This window comes from Singulisphaera chitinilytica (genome assembly GCF_049331405.1).
Taxonomy (GTDB): Bacteria; Planctomycetota; Planctomycetia; order Isosphaerales; family Isosphaeraceae; genus PoT.
The window spans coordinates 630,926-647,804 of sequence record NZ_CP186274.1 but is presented as its reverse complement, the minus strand read 5'-3'; the positions used below and the strand labels follow the sequence as shown (position 1 = coordinate 647,804).

Below are 16,879 nucleotides of genomic sequence, written 5' to 3'. Positions count from 1 at the left end.
AGATACGTTGGGGTGTTTCCTCGGAAGATCAACAGGCTCCAAGGGTATTGGCGTTCGTTGAGACCCGCTGAGGAGTCGGCCCGGCGTGCGACCTCGAGCGCAACGCCGCGTCGGGCCGCCTGCGATTCGCGACGTGGTTTCGTCCCTCGAGGAGAGAGGCCGCGAAGCCCCGGAACTGTCCGAGTGCTCATCCAAGGAAATGCCGTCTCGTGCCCAACCTCCAAGATCAGGACCGACAGTGGAGCCGTCACGCCTCCCGGTATGACGAGCTCTTCCTCGACGCGCTCAACCCCGACGTCGTGAACCCCCTGCTGGTGCAGCTCGAGCAGATCCCCGATCCCGAGCGGCTCACGGTGGCGGACCTCGGCTGCGGGACCGGGCCCCTGCTGCCCAGGCTCGTCGGTCGCTTCGGCCAGGTCGTGGCGCTCGACTTCGCCCCCGACATGATCGCCTGCGCCCGCGATCGCCTCGGGCCGGCGAACGCCAAGAAGGTCACGTTCGAGACCAGGCCGATGCACGACCTGGACGGCTACGCCGGCCAGTTCGACGTGGCCATCGCCATCAACTCGCTGGTCATGCCCGACGTCCGGGTCATCGACCAGACCTTGAAGGCGATCCACGGCAGCCTCCGCCCCGGCGGGCTCTTCATGGGCGTCGTCCCCTCGATCGACGCCATCCACTACCACACGATGCTGCTGATGGACCAGGCGCTCGACCGCGGGCTCTCCCCCGAGGAGGCCGAGCGCACCGCGGCCTTCCACGCCGAGCACCAGTACTACGAGTTCGCCTTCGGCCGCTTCAAGTTCCTGGGCCTCAGGCAGAAGTTCTGGCAGCCGTTCGAAATCCAGCACCGCCTGACCAAGGCGGGGTTTGCGTCGATCGAGCTGGACCAAGTACTCTATCCCTGGGACGAGAGCATGGCCGGCGGGACCGACTTCGCCGACCATCCTCGCAGTTGGGATTGGTCGTTCCGGGCCCGAGCCTGACCCTGAGACGTTTCGATTCGAGTCGACGCGAACTCCCCCCAATGGAGGCCCAGCCAATGGCCCCCGAGCTGCCTCGAGAGCAGGATCTCTCCATCAAGGCCCGCAAGAGCGAGCTGTTCGAGAAACAGACCAGTTCCGGCCCGCGCAAGCCCTTCGCCGAATACCTCGAGCGCACGGCCCCCTTCCCGCTCCCGCAGGGCCAGAAGATCCTTCTTTGGTCCCTCGGCGCCGTCGTGGTGATCCTCTTCCTCATCGCCATGCTCACCATGCCCAGCCACCAGGGCGGGCCGGGCGGGCGCAAGGCCCAGGCCACCTCGGCCAGCTCCAGGTAACCCGATCCCCAGGCCACACTCCCATCGCCCGACGAACGCAACATCGGGCGACCTGGGGACCGTCGCACCCGTCCTTTTAGGTTGCATTATGAAACCGAAACCCCTACGATCAGTTCGGTTTCATAATGCAACCTAAAAGGAAGGAGTCGCATATGTCGCTCGAAAACCAAACGGCCGAGTCCACATCACGCCTGGGGCGGGGGACGAGGGCGGATGGGGCGTACTCGCCGTTGCCGCGTTCCATGGTGATGCTGTTCGCGATGGCCTGCGGGCTGAGCGTGGCCAACGTCTATTACGCACAGCCGCTTTTGGATGCGATGGCCGAGGATTTCGGGATCCGGGAGGCCTCGATCGGCCTGGTGGGCACCGCCACACAGGCCGGTTGTGCGGTCGCCCTGCTGTTCGTGGTGCCGCTGGGTGACCTGCTGGACCGGCGACGGCTCGTCCTGGCGCAACTGGCGCTCCTGGCCCTGGCGCTGACGCTGGTCGGAGCCTCGCAGTCGCGGGCGACCTTGTTCCCAGGGATGTTCGCCGTAGGCCTGCTCGGCACCGCGATGACCCAGGGGCTGCTGGCCTTCGCGGCGACCCTCGCGTCGCCCGAGGAGCGAGGGCGGGTCGTGGGCACCGCGCAAGGGGGCGTGGTGATCGGCCTGCTCCTGGCCCGGACGGTGGCGGGAGTCCTGGCCGACCTCGCGGGCTGGCGGTCGGTCTACTTCACCTCGGCCTTCGTGGCCATCGTCATGATCGCGGCGCTGCGGCGAGGTCTCCCGGGCCAGGATCTCGCGCCCGCCCGCCTCTCCTACGGATCGTTGCTCGGCTCGATGTTCACGTTGCTGGTCCGGGAGCGGGTGCTGCAAGTCCGCGGCGTCCTGGCGATGCTCATGTTCGCGGCGTTCAGCGTCTTCTGGACCTCGCTGGTGCTGCCGCTCAGCGAGCCCCCCTATTCGCTCTCCCACACGGCGATCGGCGCCTTCGGCATCGCGGGGGCCGCGGGTGCGGCTCGGCGCCGCGAGGGCCGGCCACTGGGCGGACCGCGGCCTTGGGCAATGGACCAGCGGTCTCGCCCTCGTCCTGCTCCTGGCCTCGTGGCTCCCGATCGGATTCGCGCGGCAGTCGCTCGGGCTCCTGGTTCTTGGAGTCCTCGCGCTGGACCTGGCCGGGCAGGCGCTCCACGTCACGAATCAGAGCATGATCCTCCGAATCCGGCCCGAGGCCCACGGGCGGCTCGTCGGCTGCTACATGCTCTTCTATGCGGTCGGCAGCGGGGTCGGCTCGATCGCCTCGACCCGGGCCTACGCCGAGGCGGGCTGGGCCGGGGTGAGCCTGCTGGGGGCCTCGATCAGCCTCGCCGCCCTGGCCTTCTGGGCCCTGACGCTCCGAGGCGCGAGCGACGCCTCGTCGGCCGCATCCGGGGAGGCGGCGACGATGAGTTGCATGGCCTCGCGCGCTGCGACGCTTTCGTGAGGTAGGAGCCGCGCGATCCGGTTTGGTTCTCGATGCGTGGTTCGAAAAACGCGGGAGCCCGTCCCGGCGTCCCCCGACCTTTGTATCGCAGGGAGACGCCGGGACGGGCCCGGGATATTATCGACGCGGACTCGATCGAGGGGAGCCGAACGGGACACGCTCGACTTACGTGCCGAATTCGGGACGCCGCGACGAGAGCTGCGACTGGAGCCGCTGGATGATCGATGAGTGCATCTGGGAGACGCGGGACTCGCTCAGGTCGAGAGTCGCCCCGATCTCTTTCATGGTCAGTTCTTCATAGTAGTACAGGATGATGATCAGGCGTTCGTTGCGGTTCAGGCCCTTGGTCACCATGCGCATCAGGTCCTTGCGCTGGAGACGTCGGGTGGGGTCTTCCCCCTTCTTGTCCTCGAGGATGTCGATCTCGCGGACATCCTTGTAGCTGTCGGTCTCGTACCACTTCTTGTTGAGGCTGATGAGGCCGACGGCGTTGGCGTCCATCGCCATCTTCTCATATTCGTCGAGCGGCAGGCCGAGGCGTTCGGCGAGCTCGGCGTCCGTCGGGGGACGGCCGTGCTGGGCCTCGAGGGACTTGCGGGCCTCTTCCATCTTGGTGTGCTTGGAGCGCACCAGTCGGGGGACCCAGTCCATCGTCCTGAGCTCGTCGAGCATCGCGCCTCGGATCCGGGGGACGCAGTACGTCTCGAACTTGACCCCGCGGGTCAGGTCGAAGGCGTCGATCGCGTCCATCAGGCCGAAGACGCCCGCCGAGATCAGGTCGTCGAGGTCGACGCCCTCGGGCAGACGCTGCCAGATCCTCTCGGCGTTGTACTTGACCAGTGGCAAGTAACGCTCGACGAGTCGATTGCGCAAGGGCGTGGTTGGGTGTTCCTTGAACTCCCGCCAGAGTTCTGTAACGTCCACGTCCAGCTTTGTTGACATCCTGACCTCCATGTCGGCTGCGCAAGAGGGGCACATCCATGTGCATCAGGAGTGAGTCGCCGCCCGGCCTCGGACCCGGTGCTGGCTCCCCTCGGGATCTCGTCTCCCCGGTCTCGACCGAGACCGAGGGGCCTTCGATCCCCCTCCTGACCTCTCGCGGTTCAAGGAACCCGATCTATTCTCAAGTTATCGGACAACCGGCGGAACCGGCTTGAGTGGCATTACAAAATCAGCCCCTACGACCGCAACTGGCGAGTGAACCGGGCGGCTTAAGGGCTCAAGTCCCTTCAACTTCAGCGAGCGACGCGACTCAGGGCCCATCGGGCCGCGATCGCCGCGAAGAATCCCGGGCGTCGGCTCGAGGGCCGTCGTTCCTCGATCAGCTCGCGGGCCAGGCGACGGACCCCCTTCGAGGCCATCGACCCCGGATAGGCCAGGACGAACGGCTGCCGGAGCCGCACGGCCAGGGGCACGTGCGAGTCGGAGCGGACGTGTCCGAGGCCCGAGACGACCGTCCCCAGGAACTGCCGGCTCGACGCCGACAGCCGGTCGAGGACGTCGGCCGCCTCCGACGCGGACGCGGCCTGGTTCACCACCGCCCGGATCCTCGAAGGACCCGAGAGGCGCCTGAATCGGCCGATGACGGCGTGGGCGTCGGCCACCGAGGTGGGCTCGGGGGTCGTCACCAGCACGACCTGCTCAGCCGCGGCCGCGAGGGTCATGATCCCGGGGCCGAGCCCCGACCCGGCGTCGACGAGGAGGAAGTCGGCCCCCTCCTCGAGCTCCGCCAGTTCGACGGCCAGCCGCCTCGGCCCGTCGCCGAGCACGTCGACCAGCGTCCTCATCCCGTGGGCTCCCGGCACGATCCGGATGTCGCCCGGCCCGGAGACCAGGGCGTCGGCCAGCGAGCAGTCGCCCGACAGCACGTCCCCGAGGTCGCAATGGGGGGCGAGCCCGCAGAGCAGGTCGATGTTGGCGAGGCCGAGGTCGGCATCGACCAACACGACGCGCTGGCCGGACTCCCCCAGCGCGATCGCCAGGTTGAGCGCCAGGTTCGATGTCCCCACCCCCCCCTTCCCGCTCGTGAAGAGCAGGGACTGGGCTCGTGAGGGAGCCTCGACCGCCCGAGCCGGTTCCTGCTCAGGAGGTTCGGCCAGGGCCGTCGCTCCGGAACGCTCCCGAACGAGCTGTCTCAGTCCGTCGGCTTGATCGGACATGGCGGTTCCTTAACTATAACCTCGGGACGGTAAGGTCAGGCCGACTCGATCCGGGCCATCGCACCGCGACATCCAACCTCGAAGCCTCGACATGAACGCGGCGGGCCCATTTCGCCCATTCGACGGCCGGTTCTTCCCCGGCGGTCGCCTCTGCACCGCATCGCAAGCCCAACCCGTCATCCATGGTCGAAGGACCAGAAGTGATCCGTCAAAATTTATCCAGATTCAACACCTTTTAGCAATCCAAACTCGCGAAGATTCTCGACCGAGCGTTCTTCGATGGCAACAAGGCCCCCGGATTGCCCCCTCAATCGAGCGGCTCCTGCCCCAGGATCAGGCGCGCGAGCCTGCGGCGGTCGGCCGGCTCGATGTCGTCGGGGACGGCCTGGCCCGTGGTCAAATAGCTGACGGGGCGATTGGCCTGGCCCAGCACGGCGAGGACGCCGCCGAGCCCGTCCGCCTCGTCGAGCTTCGTCAGGATCAGGCGATCGGCATGCACCACGGCGAACCGCTCGACGGCCGCCCGCAGGCTCCGCTCCCCCGCCACCGCGCTCAGGACGAGGTGCGTCTCGTCGGGCTGCGCGGCCTGGAGGAAGTCGGCCAGTTCCCGGATCTTGATCTCGTCGCGGGGGCTCCGCCCCGCCGTGTCGATCAGGACGATATCCACATCCCCGAGTTCGTCGATCGCCCGGCGCATCTCGTCCGGGGCGTTGGCGACGGCCAGGGGGAGGCTGATGATCTCGGCATACGTCCGGAGCTGCTCGACCGCCGCGATCCGGTACGTGTCGACCGTGACCAGGCCGGGCCGGAAGCCATGCGCGAGCTTGAAGTTGGCCGCGAGCTTGGCGACGGTCGTGGTCTTGCCGACCCCCGTCGGCCCGACGAGCGCGACGACCCGCCTCGTGCCGGCGACCGCCGCGATCGGCGGGGCGATCGGCACGAAGGCCTCGACCGCCTCGCAGAGGGCCTCGCTGACCGCCTCCGGATCGCTCACCTGCTCGGGCTCGAGCCGATCCACGATGTAGCGGACGAGCCGACGCGACAGGACCTCCGGCACGTCGGCCTCGAGCAATTGGGCGTACGTCGGCACAAGTTCGCCGGGCAGGTCGGGCAAGAGGTGGTCGATCCGGCCGTGGCGGCTGAGGTCCTCGACCATGGCATGGAGCCGGGAGAGCTGCTCGCCGAACTCCGACTGCAAGGCCGGGTTCGGCGGCGTCGAGCCGCCAGACTTCGAACCGCTCTCGACGACGCTGTCCGAGGCCGTGACCTCGATCATCTCGCGAGTCCCCAGGCCGAACAGGCGGCGACGGCGCACTTCCCGACTCCCCAGGATCACGGCGTTGCCGCCGAGGTCCCGGCGCACCAGGGCCAGCGCCTCCTTCATCGTACCCGCGCGATAGGTTTTGGGACTCATCGCCACCAGGCTCCCCTCGACGCACACGTTAAACCGACGTTTCTTCACTTCTTCAGGCCAACCACGTCTGATCCGACGTGCCGGCCGACCGTCGACGACTCGGGCCGACTCCTAACCTTTGAGAACCCTCACGTTGCGGTGCGGGACCAGGATATGTCCCCGAAACCGGGGAGGTCCGCGATCTCAACGAAGTCCCACGCTGACCGCCGTGTCGATCGACGTGACGGCGGGCAGGTCTTCCTCGATGACGATGCCGAGAGACTCGACGGGCGTATCGCGCGGGATTTCCCGCTGGCTGAGGACGACCAGTCGCGAGAGGTCCGCACGAGTCAGGTCCTTGAGGACGGGCCGGGCCTCGGCCGACGTGAGGACGATCGCCGGATACCCGGCATCGACCAGGTTCCCCACCGCATTCGCCACGGCCCGGACGATGCTGCGAGACGTGTCGGTGCCGAGCGCGGCCGAGGGGCTCGTCTCCGTCTGACTGCCGGCCGCGGCGAGCCTGGCGTCGAGCAGCCTGGAGAGCGTCACCACGCGGAGTCGGCCATCGGTCCCCTTGTACTGCTCGGTGATCCGCCTGGCCAGGCCGCAACGGACGTGCTCGGTGAGGACGTCCGTGTCGTTGACCCGGCCGGCGTGGACGGCCAGGGTCTCGAGGATGGTCTCGAGGTCCCTGATGCTCACCCGTTCGCGGAGCAGGTTCTGCAAGACACGCTGGAGCTCGCCGGCACGCAGCAAGGCGGGGACCACTTCGTCGACGAGCGCCGGCGAGGTGGTGCGGACCCGGTCGAGCAGTCGGCTGACCTGGTCTCGCGTCATCAACTCATCTGCATGGCCCAGCACGATCTCGCCGAAGTGCCCGGCGACGACGGCCGAGGCCTCGATGATCCGGCAGCCCGCGAGTTCGGCGACCTCACGCCCGTCGGCGTGAATCCAGACGGCCGGCTGGCCGGTGACCGGGTCGACGCCGTCGCGACCATCGGGCCTCGTGACGAGCCCGCCGGGCGGGACCGCCAGCAGCTTGCCGGCGTAGGCGATCCCCTGGCCGACGACCGTTCCTCGGATCTTGAGCCGGTATTCGTGCGGCCCGAGCCCGATGTCGTCCCGGATGCGGACCTGCGGCACGATGAGGCCGAGGTCGCGGGCGACCCGGTGCCGGACCGTGCGGAGCCGGTCGAGGAGGTCGCCGCCACGCCCCGGCTCGGCCAGCGAGATGAGGCGGTAGCCGATCTCGAGTTCGAGCGGGTCGACGTGCAGCAGGTCTTCCATCCGATCCGTGACGGGCTCGGGGGCCGGAGGAGCCTCGTCGACCTCTTCCTCGACCTCCGCTACCTCGGTCGGTTGCAGGCCGAGCCAGTAGGCCCCGAATCCCATCGCGCCCGCGATCGCCAGCAGCGGCAGCTTGGGGAGCGGCGTGAAGGCCAGGGCCGTCAGGAAGACCGCGCCCACGATGAGGACGCTCCGCCTGCCGAAGAGCTGGGTGACGACGTCGCGGCCGATGTCCGAGTCGGACGAGGACCGGGTCACGATCAGGCCTGAGGCCAGCGAGATCAGGAACGCCGGGACCTGGCTCACGAGGCCGTCGCCGATCGTCAGCTTGGTGAAGACGTTCACCGCGACGCCCAGCTCCATGCCGTTCTGGACGACGCCGATGTAAAGCCCCGCACAGATGTTGATGATCACGATCACGATGCCCGCGACCGCGTCGCCCCGGACGAACTTGCCGGCACCGTCCATGGCCCCGAAGAAATCGGCCTGGCGGTAGACGGCCTCTCGCCGCCGGTGCGCCTCGTGCTGGTCGATGACGCCGGCGTGGAGGTCGGCGTCGATCGCCATCTGACGCCCGGGGAGGCCGTCGAGCATGAACCTGGCCGCGACCTCGCTGATGCGGGTCGCACCCCGGGTGATCACGACGAACTGGATGATGACGAGGATCGAGAAGAGGATCACCCCCACGAGCACCTGGTCGCGGGAGACGAACTCGCCGAAGGCCCGGATCACTCGCCCCGCCGCGTCGAGCCCATCCTTGCCGTTGGTCAGGATCAGGCGGGTGGTCGCGACGTTGAGCACCAGGCGCGTCAGGGTCGTCGTGAGCAGGATCGTCGGGAAGGCGCTGAACTCCTGCGGCGTGCGGATCGAGAGCGTCGTCAGGAGCACGAGCACTGCGAGCGTCACGTTCGCCGAGAGCAGGAGGTCCAAGACCCCGGGGGGGACGGGGATGACGAACACGAGGATCGCGCCCACGATCGTGACCGGCAATATCGCCCCGGTGAGGCGTGACCAACCGGTTCCGATGGCGTTCGACGCTGCGGGAGGCATCCGTTCCCCTCCACAACCTGTTCAAAAGGGTCAATGAATCGGGCCGACCGAGGTCGGCACGAATCGCTGAGGCGGCGAGCATCCATGCTCATCCGACCCCAGCGATTCTAGTATTGGCGGCCTGAACGGCCGATTCGCTTGGTATTTGGGTTCCGAACTATCGTGCGGCAAATCGTTTCGATGAGCGTCGGATGTGTGGCGGGACGATACCCAGCATCGCCCCCCGTGTCCAGTCCGAAACGCAACTCGCCGCGGGGGTCAAGCATGCTGATCTTTGCGCGGGTTTGAAGCCAAAAAACCCTCGACAAATCCGGCGGAGTCGTTCCTGCGTCGCAGAACCCGGGCCCTTCGGCTCGTCAGCCCGAAACCCCTTGTATCCATGCCGTTATGAGCCGATCTCTCGGGCATCATCGGGCCCTCGGGGTCTGGTGCGGGACATCGGCCGAACGCCATGCTCGATCCGGCGCAACGATTGCCCCAATCCAGCATCTCTTAGATTCAAAAAATACAAAGATATTTTAGGCCCTTTCCACCCGAGGATCATGCCTCACCCCTGGGCGATTCCACCGGCCAGATCGCGGCGAGTTCGGCGACCTGTTCGGCGGAGAGTGGCAAGGCGGGGGCCGGGCGGGTCGCGAGGCGATAGGCGAGGTCGGGGGCGGCGACGGTCGGGAGCTTCGCCTGAAGGGCGGCCTCGCGCAGCTTGAGGCCCGCGGCCCCCTTGAGTGCCGAGCGGATCGATGGGCGTCGCGGCGGAGGGCCACCGGCGAGGATCAGGGTCAGGCCGCTCGGCCCGGTGAGCATCAAGGTGGCCCCCGCGAGAATCTCGGCGGAGTCGTTCCGCCAGCTCCTGGCGAGTCGTCGGCGCCTGGCCCTGAGGGCGGGATCCCCTTCCATCGAGCGCTGATCCTCGCGAGACTCTTCCGGCGTCATCTGGAGCATCGCCTCGTAGCGGCGGTGCTGGAGGCCGAAATCGACGAGGCCGAGGGCCAGGGTGGATCCGGCCAGGTAGAGCGCAAGACGACGCATGGCCTCGCCGACGGCGCGGGCGAGCCTTTGGGTATCGGAATCGGCCAGGCGGAGGTAGTCGAGCCAGCCCGAACGGATCGCCCAGGCGGCCACGGCCACGACGACGACCGCCTTGGCGACGGACCAGGCCCCTCGCGCCGAGCGCGTGGCGAAGCCGGGTCCTCGTCCAAGAGTCCAGAGCCTCGAAGGGTCGGGGGCGAGCAGCCCCGGCACGAAGAGCCCGCGCACCTGGGCCTGATGCGCCAGGATGGCGGCCGTCGCGGAGCCTACGGCCAGGATCCCCAGCGGGGCCATCAGCTCGAAGGCGATCCCGCGGAGTCGAGCGACAACCTCGTCAGGATTGGCCAGGAGCATGGGATCGCCCAGGAGCGGGGCGCGGAGCATGCCGATGAGGGTCAAGGCGAGCTGATCCCCGCGGGCTCCCAGCAGCAGGACGGCCGCGAACAGGGCGGCGGCCCCCGTCAGCTCGGCGCTCTGCGCGACCTGGCCGCTCTCGCGGGCCTGCTCCCGCCTGAGCTTCGACGGGCTTTGTGTCCGTTCTTCCGCGTCCGACATGGATCAGTACCCTCCCGGCCAGCGACCCCAGGCGGTCGTGAGGGTCGCCACCAGTGCGGCCATCGCCAGGCCAAACAGGAGCATGCCCAGCGCGGCCCGGATCGGCATCGAGAGCGAGACGAGTTGGAGCGAGGGCGCGGCACGCCCGAGCAGGCCGATCGCCAGGCCCGCCAGGGCCAGCGCCAGAGCCGGCGGCGCAGCGGCCCGCAAGGCCAGCTCGAGCGCGGCCCCGACCTGGCCGAAGGCGCGCTGGACGGTCTCCGTCGTGAGGGCCAGGGAGCCGACCGGGACCACCTCGTAGCTCTGCACGACGGCCCGCATTAGGGCGATCGGTCCGTCCAGGGCGAGGAACGTCCCCAGGGCCACGAGGGCATACCAGTGGCCGAGCGGGGTGAGTTCCTCGCCGGCCTCGGGGTCGAAGAGGGCCGCGGCCGAGAGGCCCGCCTGGGCCCCGACGAGCTCGCCGGCCTGGCGGGCTCCGGCGATGATGAGCGACGCCGACCAGCCGAGGGCCGCGCCGACGGCGAGTTCGGCCAGGCAGGCCCGCGCCAGGTCTTCCCATCCGAGGGGTGCCGCGAGTTGCGGGCCGACGGACGGGATCAGGACCGCTGCGAGCAAGGCGCCGAGGATCAGGCGGGCGCGAGAGTCGACGCCGGGCGTCGCCAACGCGGGCGCCGTCCAGGCCATGCCCAGGACCCGAGCCAGGATGAGGGCCACGACCCCGCCATGCGCCAGGAGCCAGGCCATTTCGCCAGTCGTCATGAGCCGAGTGCCCGCATCCTCTCGCTTCGTTCCGAAAGGCCCCGACCCTCGTCGCGGCCCCGCCGGTCCAGTCAAAGGCAAACACCCGTCACGCCCGAACATCCATCGACGTCTTTCCGCGATGTTCGGGGCGACCCTCGCTAAAGTGATCCGGGGATCGTGTCGATCAAATTCGTGGTGAACGACAGCCATTGCGAGATCAGCCAGGGCAAGATCGCCAGGACGACCAGCAAGACGGCGACCACCCTCGGGACCATCGCCACAACCGGCTCGTGCAACTGCGTGAGCGTCTGGCCGATCCCGATCAGGAGCCCCACCGCCAGGGCCACCGCCAGCGGGGGGCCGCTCATCATGAGGGCCAGCCGGATCGCGTCTCGCGACCAATCGATGACCTGTGCCAACTCCATGGCCGAGACTCCCTCGCTGTCAGATAGTTTCGCAGGCCGATGGGATCGCCCCCATCGCGACATCTTGAAGGCTAACAGGCCGGCTCTTTGACTTATCGCGATCAGGGGGCGAAGCTCCTCAGGAGCATGGTCGCCACGAGGATCCAGCCGTCGGCCAGGACGAAGAGGATCAACTTGAGCGGCAGGGCCACGAGCGAAGGCGGGAGCATGAAGAGCCCCATCGCCGCGAGCACGGCCGAGACCACGAGGTCGATCACGAGGAACGGCAAGTACAGCGTGAACCCGATCATCAGGGCCGTCGTCAGCTCGCTCAGCAGGAACGCCGGCGCCACGATCCGGAACGGGTAGTCCTCGAAGTATTTCGGCTCCGCGACGTTCGACTCGGCCGGGACGGAAAGCTCGTAGAGATCCATCAGGTAATCGGTGTGATTGGTCCTGACGATCTGATCGATCATGAATACCTTGATCGGTCGCGTGCCCGCATCCCAGGCCTCGGCGGCGGTGGCCTTGTGGGTCTGGTAGGGGACGACACCCTCGCGGTACACCTTCTCGGCGACGGGCTGCATCACGAGCGCGGTCAGCAGCAAGGCGAGCGCGGTCAGCACCTGATTCCCGGGGACCTGGGGGCTGCCCAGGGCCTGGCGCAGGAGGATCAGGACGATGTTGATCCGCACGAACGAGGTGACCATCAAGACGGCCATCGGCACGAGCGTGATCAGCAGGAACGGCCCCATCGTGCGGAGGCTGCCGACCAGCGACTCGGGGTTGAACGCGAGGGGGTCTCGCGCGGGGGCCTCCGACTTCGATCGCTCGGCGCGAGGTGCCGCGGGCGTCGTGAGGGTGGCGGACGTTGGCGTCGGAGTCTGGGCCGGGGCGGGGGCGACCGCGCCGAGCCCTTCATTGATCGCGATGCTCGGGGCCGCCTGCTTCTTGACGCTCGCCCCTCGTTTCGCGGGGGCTCCTGCTCCCACGATGAAAAGCGAGATCGTCAGCAGGCCGACGACGAGGATTGCCCGGTTTCGACGTATGGGGATCATTCGTCGTCCCCCACGCGTCGATCAAATCCGGCGCCGACGCGAACCCCCGTCGGGATCGACACGGGGCGAGTTGCCGCAGCCCTCGTCGCGATTTCCTGGGGTGGAAGGTCGTCCTCGAATTCGTCGAGCTCGCCCAGGAGCGAAGGAGCCCCCTGAGGCCCGGTGCCGACGATCAAGGTTCGCCCGCCGGCCTTCAGCAGATACACGGTGTGCTTTGGGGATAGGCTCGTGCGGCCGACGACGCGCAAGGGACCGGCATTCGTCTTGGGCGCGATGTGCCTGGCGGCGATGCTGAGCCCGCCGCAGACGGCCAGCGCCAGGGCAATGCCCGCGGTGCCCAACCACCAGCCGCTCGACCCCTGCGAGCTTCGACTCTCGCCCTGCCGTCGGGAGCCGGTGCGCTGGGGGACGAGGTGACGGCCCGAGTCGGTCGAGGCCTCGGCGGTGGTTGAGGCATTGTCGGCGGGTGGTTGGTCCGCCCGCGCCGGGCTTAGCTGGAGGTCGAAGACCCCGAGCCCGGCGATCAGGACGGCCACCACGCCGGCGAGGAACGGGCGGCGAATTCGAAGGCTCGGCATCCGCAAATCCTTTGCGAAAAGGCCGTGGTGTGCAAGCGGGGATGGCTCAAGACGTCCGGCTCGAACCGCCGAAGAGAAGGGGGCCGCTTCCTAGGCCACCATGTCTTCGGGGTCATCGAAGGCCACCTGCCCTGCCCGACTCAAACGACAGAGTACGTCGACCACCGCTCGCTGCGCCGAGTGAACCGACTCGAACGAGACGTAGTCGTGCGCGTTAACCTGGGCCTCGAGCTCATTGGCCGAGGCGGAAGAGAGCTTCGTCAGGAGGAGCCGACGGAGACCGGGGCTGGTCCCGTAGAGGGCCTCGAGAAGCTGATCGCGAGAGACCTGGCCGAGGACCGCACGCAGGTCCGTGTTGTCGAGGTCACCGAGATCTTCGAACGCAACGAGGTCAGACAAGGATCGCCTCCTGACCGTTGGGGTCGGGAAGGGTGAGTCGTCCATGGTCATGTAGGCGACGGAGCCGTTCGGCCACATCGGCCTGGGCCGCCTCCGCGTCATCGAGGCGGAACGGGCCCAACCGGGCCAGGCCTTGACGCAGCGAATCGGCCGATACGGATGAGAGCGCGTCGAGCACCTTGGCTCTCACGGGTTTGGCTGCACCGGCCAGGGCCAGGGCCCAGGTTGCTGCATCCTCTTCGTGGTACGCTTCCCTGATGTCTCTATCGTCCAACTTGATGAGATCTTCGAATACAAATCGCAGTCGCCGGAGGCCGAGTCCGTAAAATTCCTCAAGAACCGCATGCTGTTCGGCTGGGGCGATCCGTTCCAGCCGCGCGATCTCAAGAGTGACCGCCTCGACGGCCGAGCGATCGAGCTGGGCCAGGAGCTGCGAGGCCAGCGGCTGCTCGAGGCTGACGAGCAGGATGGCCGCCTTGCGGAGCGGCGTGACGTCGGGGCCGAACGGGCTCCCGGCGTCGTTGCCGGGTGCGGCGTTCGGGGCTTTATTCGCGGCGGGGCGACCGGACTCGAGGCGCGTCATTCCGCATGCCCTCCCTGGCCAATCCAACGATTCAGGACGCTCGCGGCCGCCTCGGGGTCGCGACGGATCAGCTCCCGGACCCGTTCCGTGGGCGCGGGGCGAGTCTCCGCCGGATCCTCGCGGCTGTATCGGCCGCGATCGTTCGGGGGCGTCGCCGACCGCGCCGGCCTCCTCGTCGCGAACACGCGGACCCCGGCGATCAGCAGCATCGCGACCACCGCACCGCCGACCCCGGCCGGGATCCACCAGCTCGGCGTCGACCGGTTCTCGGGGACGCTCGGGGCCTCGAGTGCGGTCTTGGAGCTGACGTTGTCGGGGATCGTGTCGATCATGACCTCCCCCGCCTCATCGGGGGGGACGACGAGCTTCACGGCGGTCCGGATCAGGCCCTCAGCCTTGGCGACGAGGGGTTGCAGGTCCTCGTTCGACGGGTTGCGGACCGGGCAAATCTTGTAGTAGTAACTCGTCGGCACACGCACCCAGATGTGCGCCTGCAGGACCTCGACGGCGGGCTTGGGCGGCGGCAAAGGGGGTGGAGGCGTGGCCGGCTTCACCTCGGCCGTGAGGTCCATCCCCTGGTTCACGCTGATCGTGGTCTCGGCGGGGGGCGGCTCCTCGATCACGGCGACCGGCGTGGGGATCGGCGCGGGGGGCGGTGCCGGGACGAGCTGGACCGTCACCCTGACCCCCTTGATCCACTCGAGTTCCTCGTAGACCGCCTGGCTCAATTCCTCCTCCCGGGCCCTCGTCCGGGTGATCGCCCCGGCGGTCGGGTTGCCGGCGTGGAGATACGGCCTTCCCTTGCGGTCGTAGAGCGAGAGGCCCTCGGCCTTGACGTCATGCTCGTAGGCGAGCACCAGCCCCTTGATCGCCTCGACCGTCTTCGGGTTCAGCTCGTGGTTGCCGTCGGTCTCGACCTGGACGAAGGCCGTGGCGGCCGTCGCCGAGCGGCCCATAACACGGGTCCGGCTCCGGCTGATCTTGACGTAGGCGGAGACGATCCCGTCGAGGTTGCGGATCATCGTCTCGAGGGTCTGCTCCTCGGCGAGGCTGGCCCGGCGCTCGATCTCGCTCGCGCTGTCGAAGAAGCCCGACTTGAGCGACTCGTCGCGAATCTCCGGGATCGGGCGGGGGTCGACGCCGAGCTTGGCGACGATCGCCATCGTCTCCGTCAGGCGGTCCGAGGCCACGCCGATGCGCCCTTCCTCGACGCGATAGGCGATCGACTGAGCGTCAAGGGCCCTCGTGATCTTGGCGATGTCGTCGGCGGCGTATTGCTTGCCGTTCTGGAGGAACGTCCCGGGAGTGGGGATCGTCGCCACGTAGCCGATGGCGATAATCAGGGCCACGGCGACTCCGACCGCCAGCCATCGGACGAACACACTCTGGGCGAGCACGGCCCGGCGAATGCGGCCCCCCTGGGTACGGAGCCGAGCCGCGATCGTGGCCGGTGATATGACCTTCTCGGTCCGCATCGACTCTCCTCCGAGCAACTTGGCCGCGCCCATACGGTCACGCATCTCCCACCGCCGGACGAGACGCATCCGGCGCAATCCAGCCAGGGAGTAGGGACCAACTGCGGGCGCGACGACAAGGCGCGACAGCGGGGAAAGCAGACGGGAAAGGCCCGATCGGAACGCTCGGCGATGGATCGAAGGGGAGCACGATCGGTAGGTTCGGCCCCCGGAGACCGTCGCGAGCGGCCGCCATCCCTTCCTTGGGATCAGGGGACCCGTCGCATCCTGCGGGGGCAGTTATCCACAATCGGCGGTTCTTGTCAATTCCGTGTGGAGTCCGATCGAAGATCGGCCGACAAGGGGCGCGAAACGGGAAGATGGGGTCGCATGGGGGCCAACGAAAAAAGCCCACGCACCTCTCGGTGCGTGGGCTTCGTGCTTCCGGACATGTCACCCAGGAGGTGACGCCCAGCTCAGTTGCTCGACGGGGTCGAGAAGAGCAGGCTCGTCTGGGGAGCGTTGGGGGCGGGGATCGACGGGGCCGGAGCAGCCGGAGCCGGGGGGGGCTCGGTGGCGGCCGGAGCCGGGGGAGCTTCGTCGCCAGCGGCGGCGACCGACGGAGCGGCCGGGGCGCTGTAGACGGGGGTGCTGGCGTAGGACGGAGCCGAGCTACCGTAGAACGCCTGGCTGGTCGGGATCACCGACTGGCTGGTCGGGTAGGCCTGGGGGCTGGCCACGGACTGGCTGGAGGGCAGGATGGACGGGGCGCAGCCACCGGTGCCACAACCCGTGCCGCAACCACCCTTGTGCGCCCAAACCAGCTTCTTCTTCAGGACCCACTCATACTGGACGTCGAAGAGGTGGGGCTTCTTGAAGTGGAAGCCCTGGAAGCCGCTGAAGAGGCTGCACTTCTTCGGGGCCGCGTAGCCGCACTCGGACTGGGCCGAAGCGACAACCGGGGCCTGGGCGCTGGGGGCGGGGCCCTGAGCGGAAGCAAGACCACAGGTCGTGCAACCGGACGTGCCGTGGAACAGGCCACCGGCCATGCTCACGCTAGAGGCACCAAGAGCGAGGGCAAGGCTGAGGCTCAACGCAAAGGGCTTCAACATGGGAGAAAACTCTCCTTGGCTTCTTTACGATCAAGGGCGGCGAATCCGGCCGGCCGTATCGCACCACCCTGTATTGGGCTAGTCACGGCATCCTCCGTCGGCAGGTCTTCCCGAAAACCCGAGGCCTTGCGGCCCATCCTTCGGACGACACCACCCATTTCGGTGCTCCCGAGTCCTCGCTTCGGCTTAGCCTTGGCGAGCCAACCTTTGTATCGTCATCCCGGCAGACCTCCTTGAACGCGCTTCTCGTTTTGCAGCCACGAGTTAGGGCGAGCCAACTTAACGATCA

The 16,879-nt window shown here is 68.0% G+C and carries 15 protein-coding genes and 1 pseudogene; 3 read left to right on the top strand and 13 right to left on the bottom strand.

Annotated elements, in window-relative coordinates:
• Positions 1-209 precede the first annotated feature (209 nt).
• From ACOYYX_RS02345 to ACOYYX_RS02335, 3 genes and pseudogenes are all read left to right on the top strand, one after another.
• Positions 210-986 carry a class I SAM-dependent methyltransferase gene (locus ACOYYX_RS02345; protein WP_422928326.1) on the top strand — a complete coding sequence of 259 codons (777 nt, stop codon included), beginning with the start codon at positions 210-212 and terminating at the stop codon, positions 984-986.
• A 56-nt stretch (positions 987-1,042) separates the two neighbouring features.
• Positions 1,043-1,318: a hypothetical protein gene (locus tag ACOYYX_RS02340; protein WP_422928325.1), complete on the top strand. Its 276-nt coding sequence runs from the start codon at positions 1,043-1,045 to the stop codon at positions 1,316-1,318.
• A gap of 242 nt (positions 1,319-1,560) precedes the next feature.
• A pseudogene (locus tag ACOYYX_RS02335) lies at positions 1,561-2,782 on the top strand (MFS transporter).
• Between the two features lie 165 nt (positions 2,783-2,947).
• Here ACOYYX_RS02335 and ACOYYX_RS02330 read toward each other — a convergent pair.
• The 13 genes from ACOYYX_RS02330 to ACOYYX_RS02270 form a co-directional block, all read right to left on the bottom strand.
• Positions 2,948-3,724 carry a FliA/WhiG family RNA polymerase sigma factor gene (locus tag ACOYYX_RS02330; RefSeq protein WP_422928324.1) on the bottom strand — a complete coding sequence of 259 codons (777 nt, stop codon included), beginning with the start codon at positions 3,722-3,724 and terminating at the stop codon, positions 2,948-2,950.
• A gap of 293 nt (positions 3,725-4,017) precedes the next feature.
• The gene (locus ACOYYX_RS02325; protein WP_422928323.1) at positions 4,018-4,941 is read right to left on the bottom strand and encodes a P-loop NTPase; all 924 of its coding nucleotides are present in this window, start codon (positions 4,939-4,941) and stop codon (positions 4,018-4,020) included.
• 307 nt (positions 4,942-5,248) lie between these two features.
• A complete protein-coding gene (locus ACOYYX_RS02320; protein WP_422928322.1) occupies positions 5,249-6,355 on the bottom strand; it encodes a GTP-binding protein in 1,107 nt (368 codons plus the stop codon).
• A gap of 183 nt (positions 6,356-6,538) precedes the next feature.
• The gene (flhA, locus tag ACOYYX_RS02315) at positions 6,539-8,674 is read right to left on the bottom strand and encodes a flagellar biosynthesis protein FlhA (RefSeq protein ID WP_422928321.1); all 2,136 of its coding nucleotides are present in this window, start codon (positions 8,672-8,674) and stop codon (positions 6,539-6,541) included.
• A 540-nt stretch (positions 8,675-9,214) separates the two neighbouring features.
• The gene (locus tag ACOYYX_RS02310; protein ID WP_422928320.1) at positions 9,215-10,258 is read right to left on the bottom strand and encodes an EscU/YscU/HrcU family type III secretion system export apparatus switch protein; all 1,044 of its coding nucleotides are present in this window, start codon (positions 10,256-10,258) and stop codon (positions 9,215-9,217) included.
• A 3-nt stretch (positions 10,259-10,261) separates the two neighbouring features.
• Positions 10,262-11,020 carry a flagellar biosynthetic protein FliR gene (locus ACOYYX_RS02305; RefSeq protein WP_422928319.1) on the bottom strand — a complete coding sequence of 253 codons (759 nt, stop codon included), beginning with the start codon at positions 11,018-11,020 and terminating at the stop codon, positions 10,262-10,264.
• 140 nt (positions 11,021-11,160) lie between these two features.
• On the bottom strand, positions 11,161-11,427 hold the full coding sequence (locus ACOYYX_RS02300; RefSeq protein WP_422928318.1) for a flagellar biosynthetic protein FliQ: 267 nt from the start codon (positions 11,425-11,427) through the stop codon (positions 11,161-11,163).
• A gap of 101 nt (positions 11,428-11,528) precedes the next feature.
• Complete coding sequence (locus ACOYYX_RS02295; protein ID WP_422928317.1) at positions 11,529-12,464, bottom strand: flagellar biosynthetic protein FliP; 936 nt, start codon at positions 12,462-12,464, stop codon at positions 11,529-11,531.
• Entirely contained in the window at positions 12,461-13,042 is a 582-nt protein-coding gene (locus ACOYYX_RS02290; protein WP_422928316.1) for a flagellar biosynthetic protein FliO, read from the bottom strand. Before ACOYYX_RS02290 ends, ACOYYX_RS02295 begins: the two co-directional genes overlap by 4 nt.
• Before the next feature lie 90 nt (positions 13,043-13,132).
• Positions 13,133-13,441, bottom strand: coding sequence for a FliG C-terminal domain-containing protein (locus tag ACOYYX_RS02285; protein ID WP_422928315.1), 309 nt, complete (start codon positions 13,439-13,441; stop codon positions 13,133-13,135).
• Entirely contained in the window at positions 13,434-14,024 is a 591-nt protein-coding gene (locus ACOYYX_RS02280) for a FliG C-terminal domain-containing protein (protein WP_422928314.1), read from the bottom strand. The genes ACOYYX_RS02285 and ACOYYX_RS02280 overlap by 8 nt, the downstream gene beginning before the upstream one ends.
• Positions 14,021-15,499 carry a flagellar biosynthesis/type III secretory pathway lipoprotein gene (locus tag ACOYYX_RS02275; RefSeq protein WP_422928313.1) on the bottom strand — a complete coding sequence of 493 codons (1,479 nt, stop codon included), beginning with the start codon at positions 15,497-15,499 and terminating at the stop codon, positions 14,021-14,023. Before ACOYYX_RS02275 ends, ACOYYX_RS02280 begins: the two co-directional genes overlap by 4 nt.
• Positions 15,500-15,954: 455 nt before the next feature.
• Positions 15,955-16,590, bottom strand: coding sequence for a hypothetical protein (locus ACOYYX_RS02270; RefSeq protein WP_422928312.1), 636 nt, complete (start codon positions 16,588-16,590; stop codon positions 15,955-15,957).
• Positions 16,591-16,879 lie beyond the last annotated feature (289 nt).

Coding starts and splice junctions, on each gene's coding strand:
- ACOYYX_RS02295 (WP_422928317.1), bottom strand. CDS start 12,464: ATGATCCCCATACGTCGAAACCGGGCAATCCTCGTCGTCGGCCTGCTG.
- ACOYYX_RS02300 (WP_422928318.1), bottom strand. CDS start 11,427: ATGGAGTTGGCACAGGTCATCGATTGGTCGCGAGACGCGATCCGGCTG.
- ACOYYX_RS02280 (WP_422928314.1), bottom strand. CDS start 14,024: ATGACGCGCCTCGAGTCCGGTCGCCCCGCCGCGAATAAAGCCCCGAAC.
- ACOYYX_RS02325 (WP_422928323.1), bottom strand. CDS start 4,941: ATGTCCGATCAAGCCGACGGACTGAGACAGCTCGTTCGGGAGCGTTCC.
- ACOYYX_RS02310 (WP_422928320.1), bottom strand. CDS start 10,258: ATGTCGGACGCGGAAGAACGGACACAAAGCCCGTCGAAGCTCAGGCGG.
- ACOYYX_RS02270 (WP_422928312.1), bottom strand. CDS start 16,590: ATGTTGAAGCCCTTTGCGTTGAGCCTCAGCCTTGCCCTCGCTCTTGGT.
- ACOYYX_RS02320 (WP_422928322.1), bottom strand. CDS start 6,355: ATGAGTCCCAAAACCTATCGCGCGGGTACGATGAAGGAGGCGCTGGCC.
- ACOYYX_RS02290 (WP_422928316.1), bottom strand. CDS start 13,042: ATGCCGAGCCTTCGAATTCGCCGCCCGTTCCTCGCCGGCGTGGTGGCC.
- ACOYYX_RS02305 (WP_422928319.1), bottom strand. CDS start 11,020: ATGACGACTGGCGAAATGGCCTGGCTCCTGGCGCATGGCGGGGTCGTG.
- flhA (WP_422928321.1), bottom strand. CDS start 8,674: ATGCCTCCCGCAGCGTCGAACGCCATCGGAACCGGTTGGTCACGCCTC.
- ACOYYX_RS02275 (WP_422928313.1), bottom strand. CDS start 15,499: ATGCGGACCGAGAAGGTCATATCACCGGCCACGATCGCGGCTCGGCTC.
- ACOYYX_RS02340 (WP_422928325.1), top strand. CDS start 1,043: ATGGCCCCCGAGCTGCCTCGAGAGCAGGATCTCTCCATCAAGGCCCGC.
- ACOYYX_RS02330 (WP_422928324.1), bottom strand. CDS start 3,724: ATGTCAACAAAGCTGGACGTGGACGTTACAGAACTCTGGCGGGAGTTC.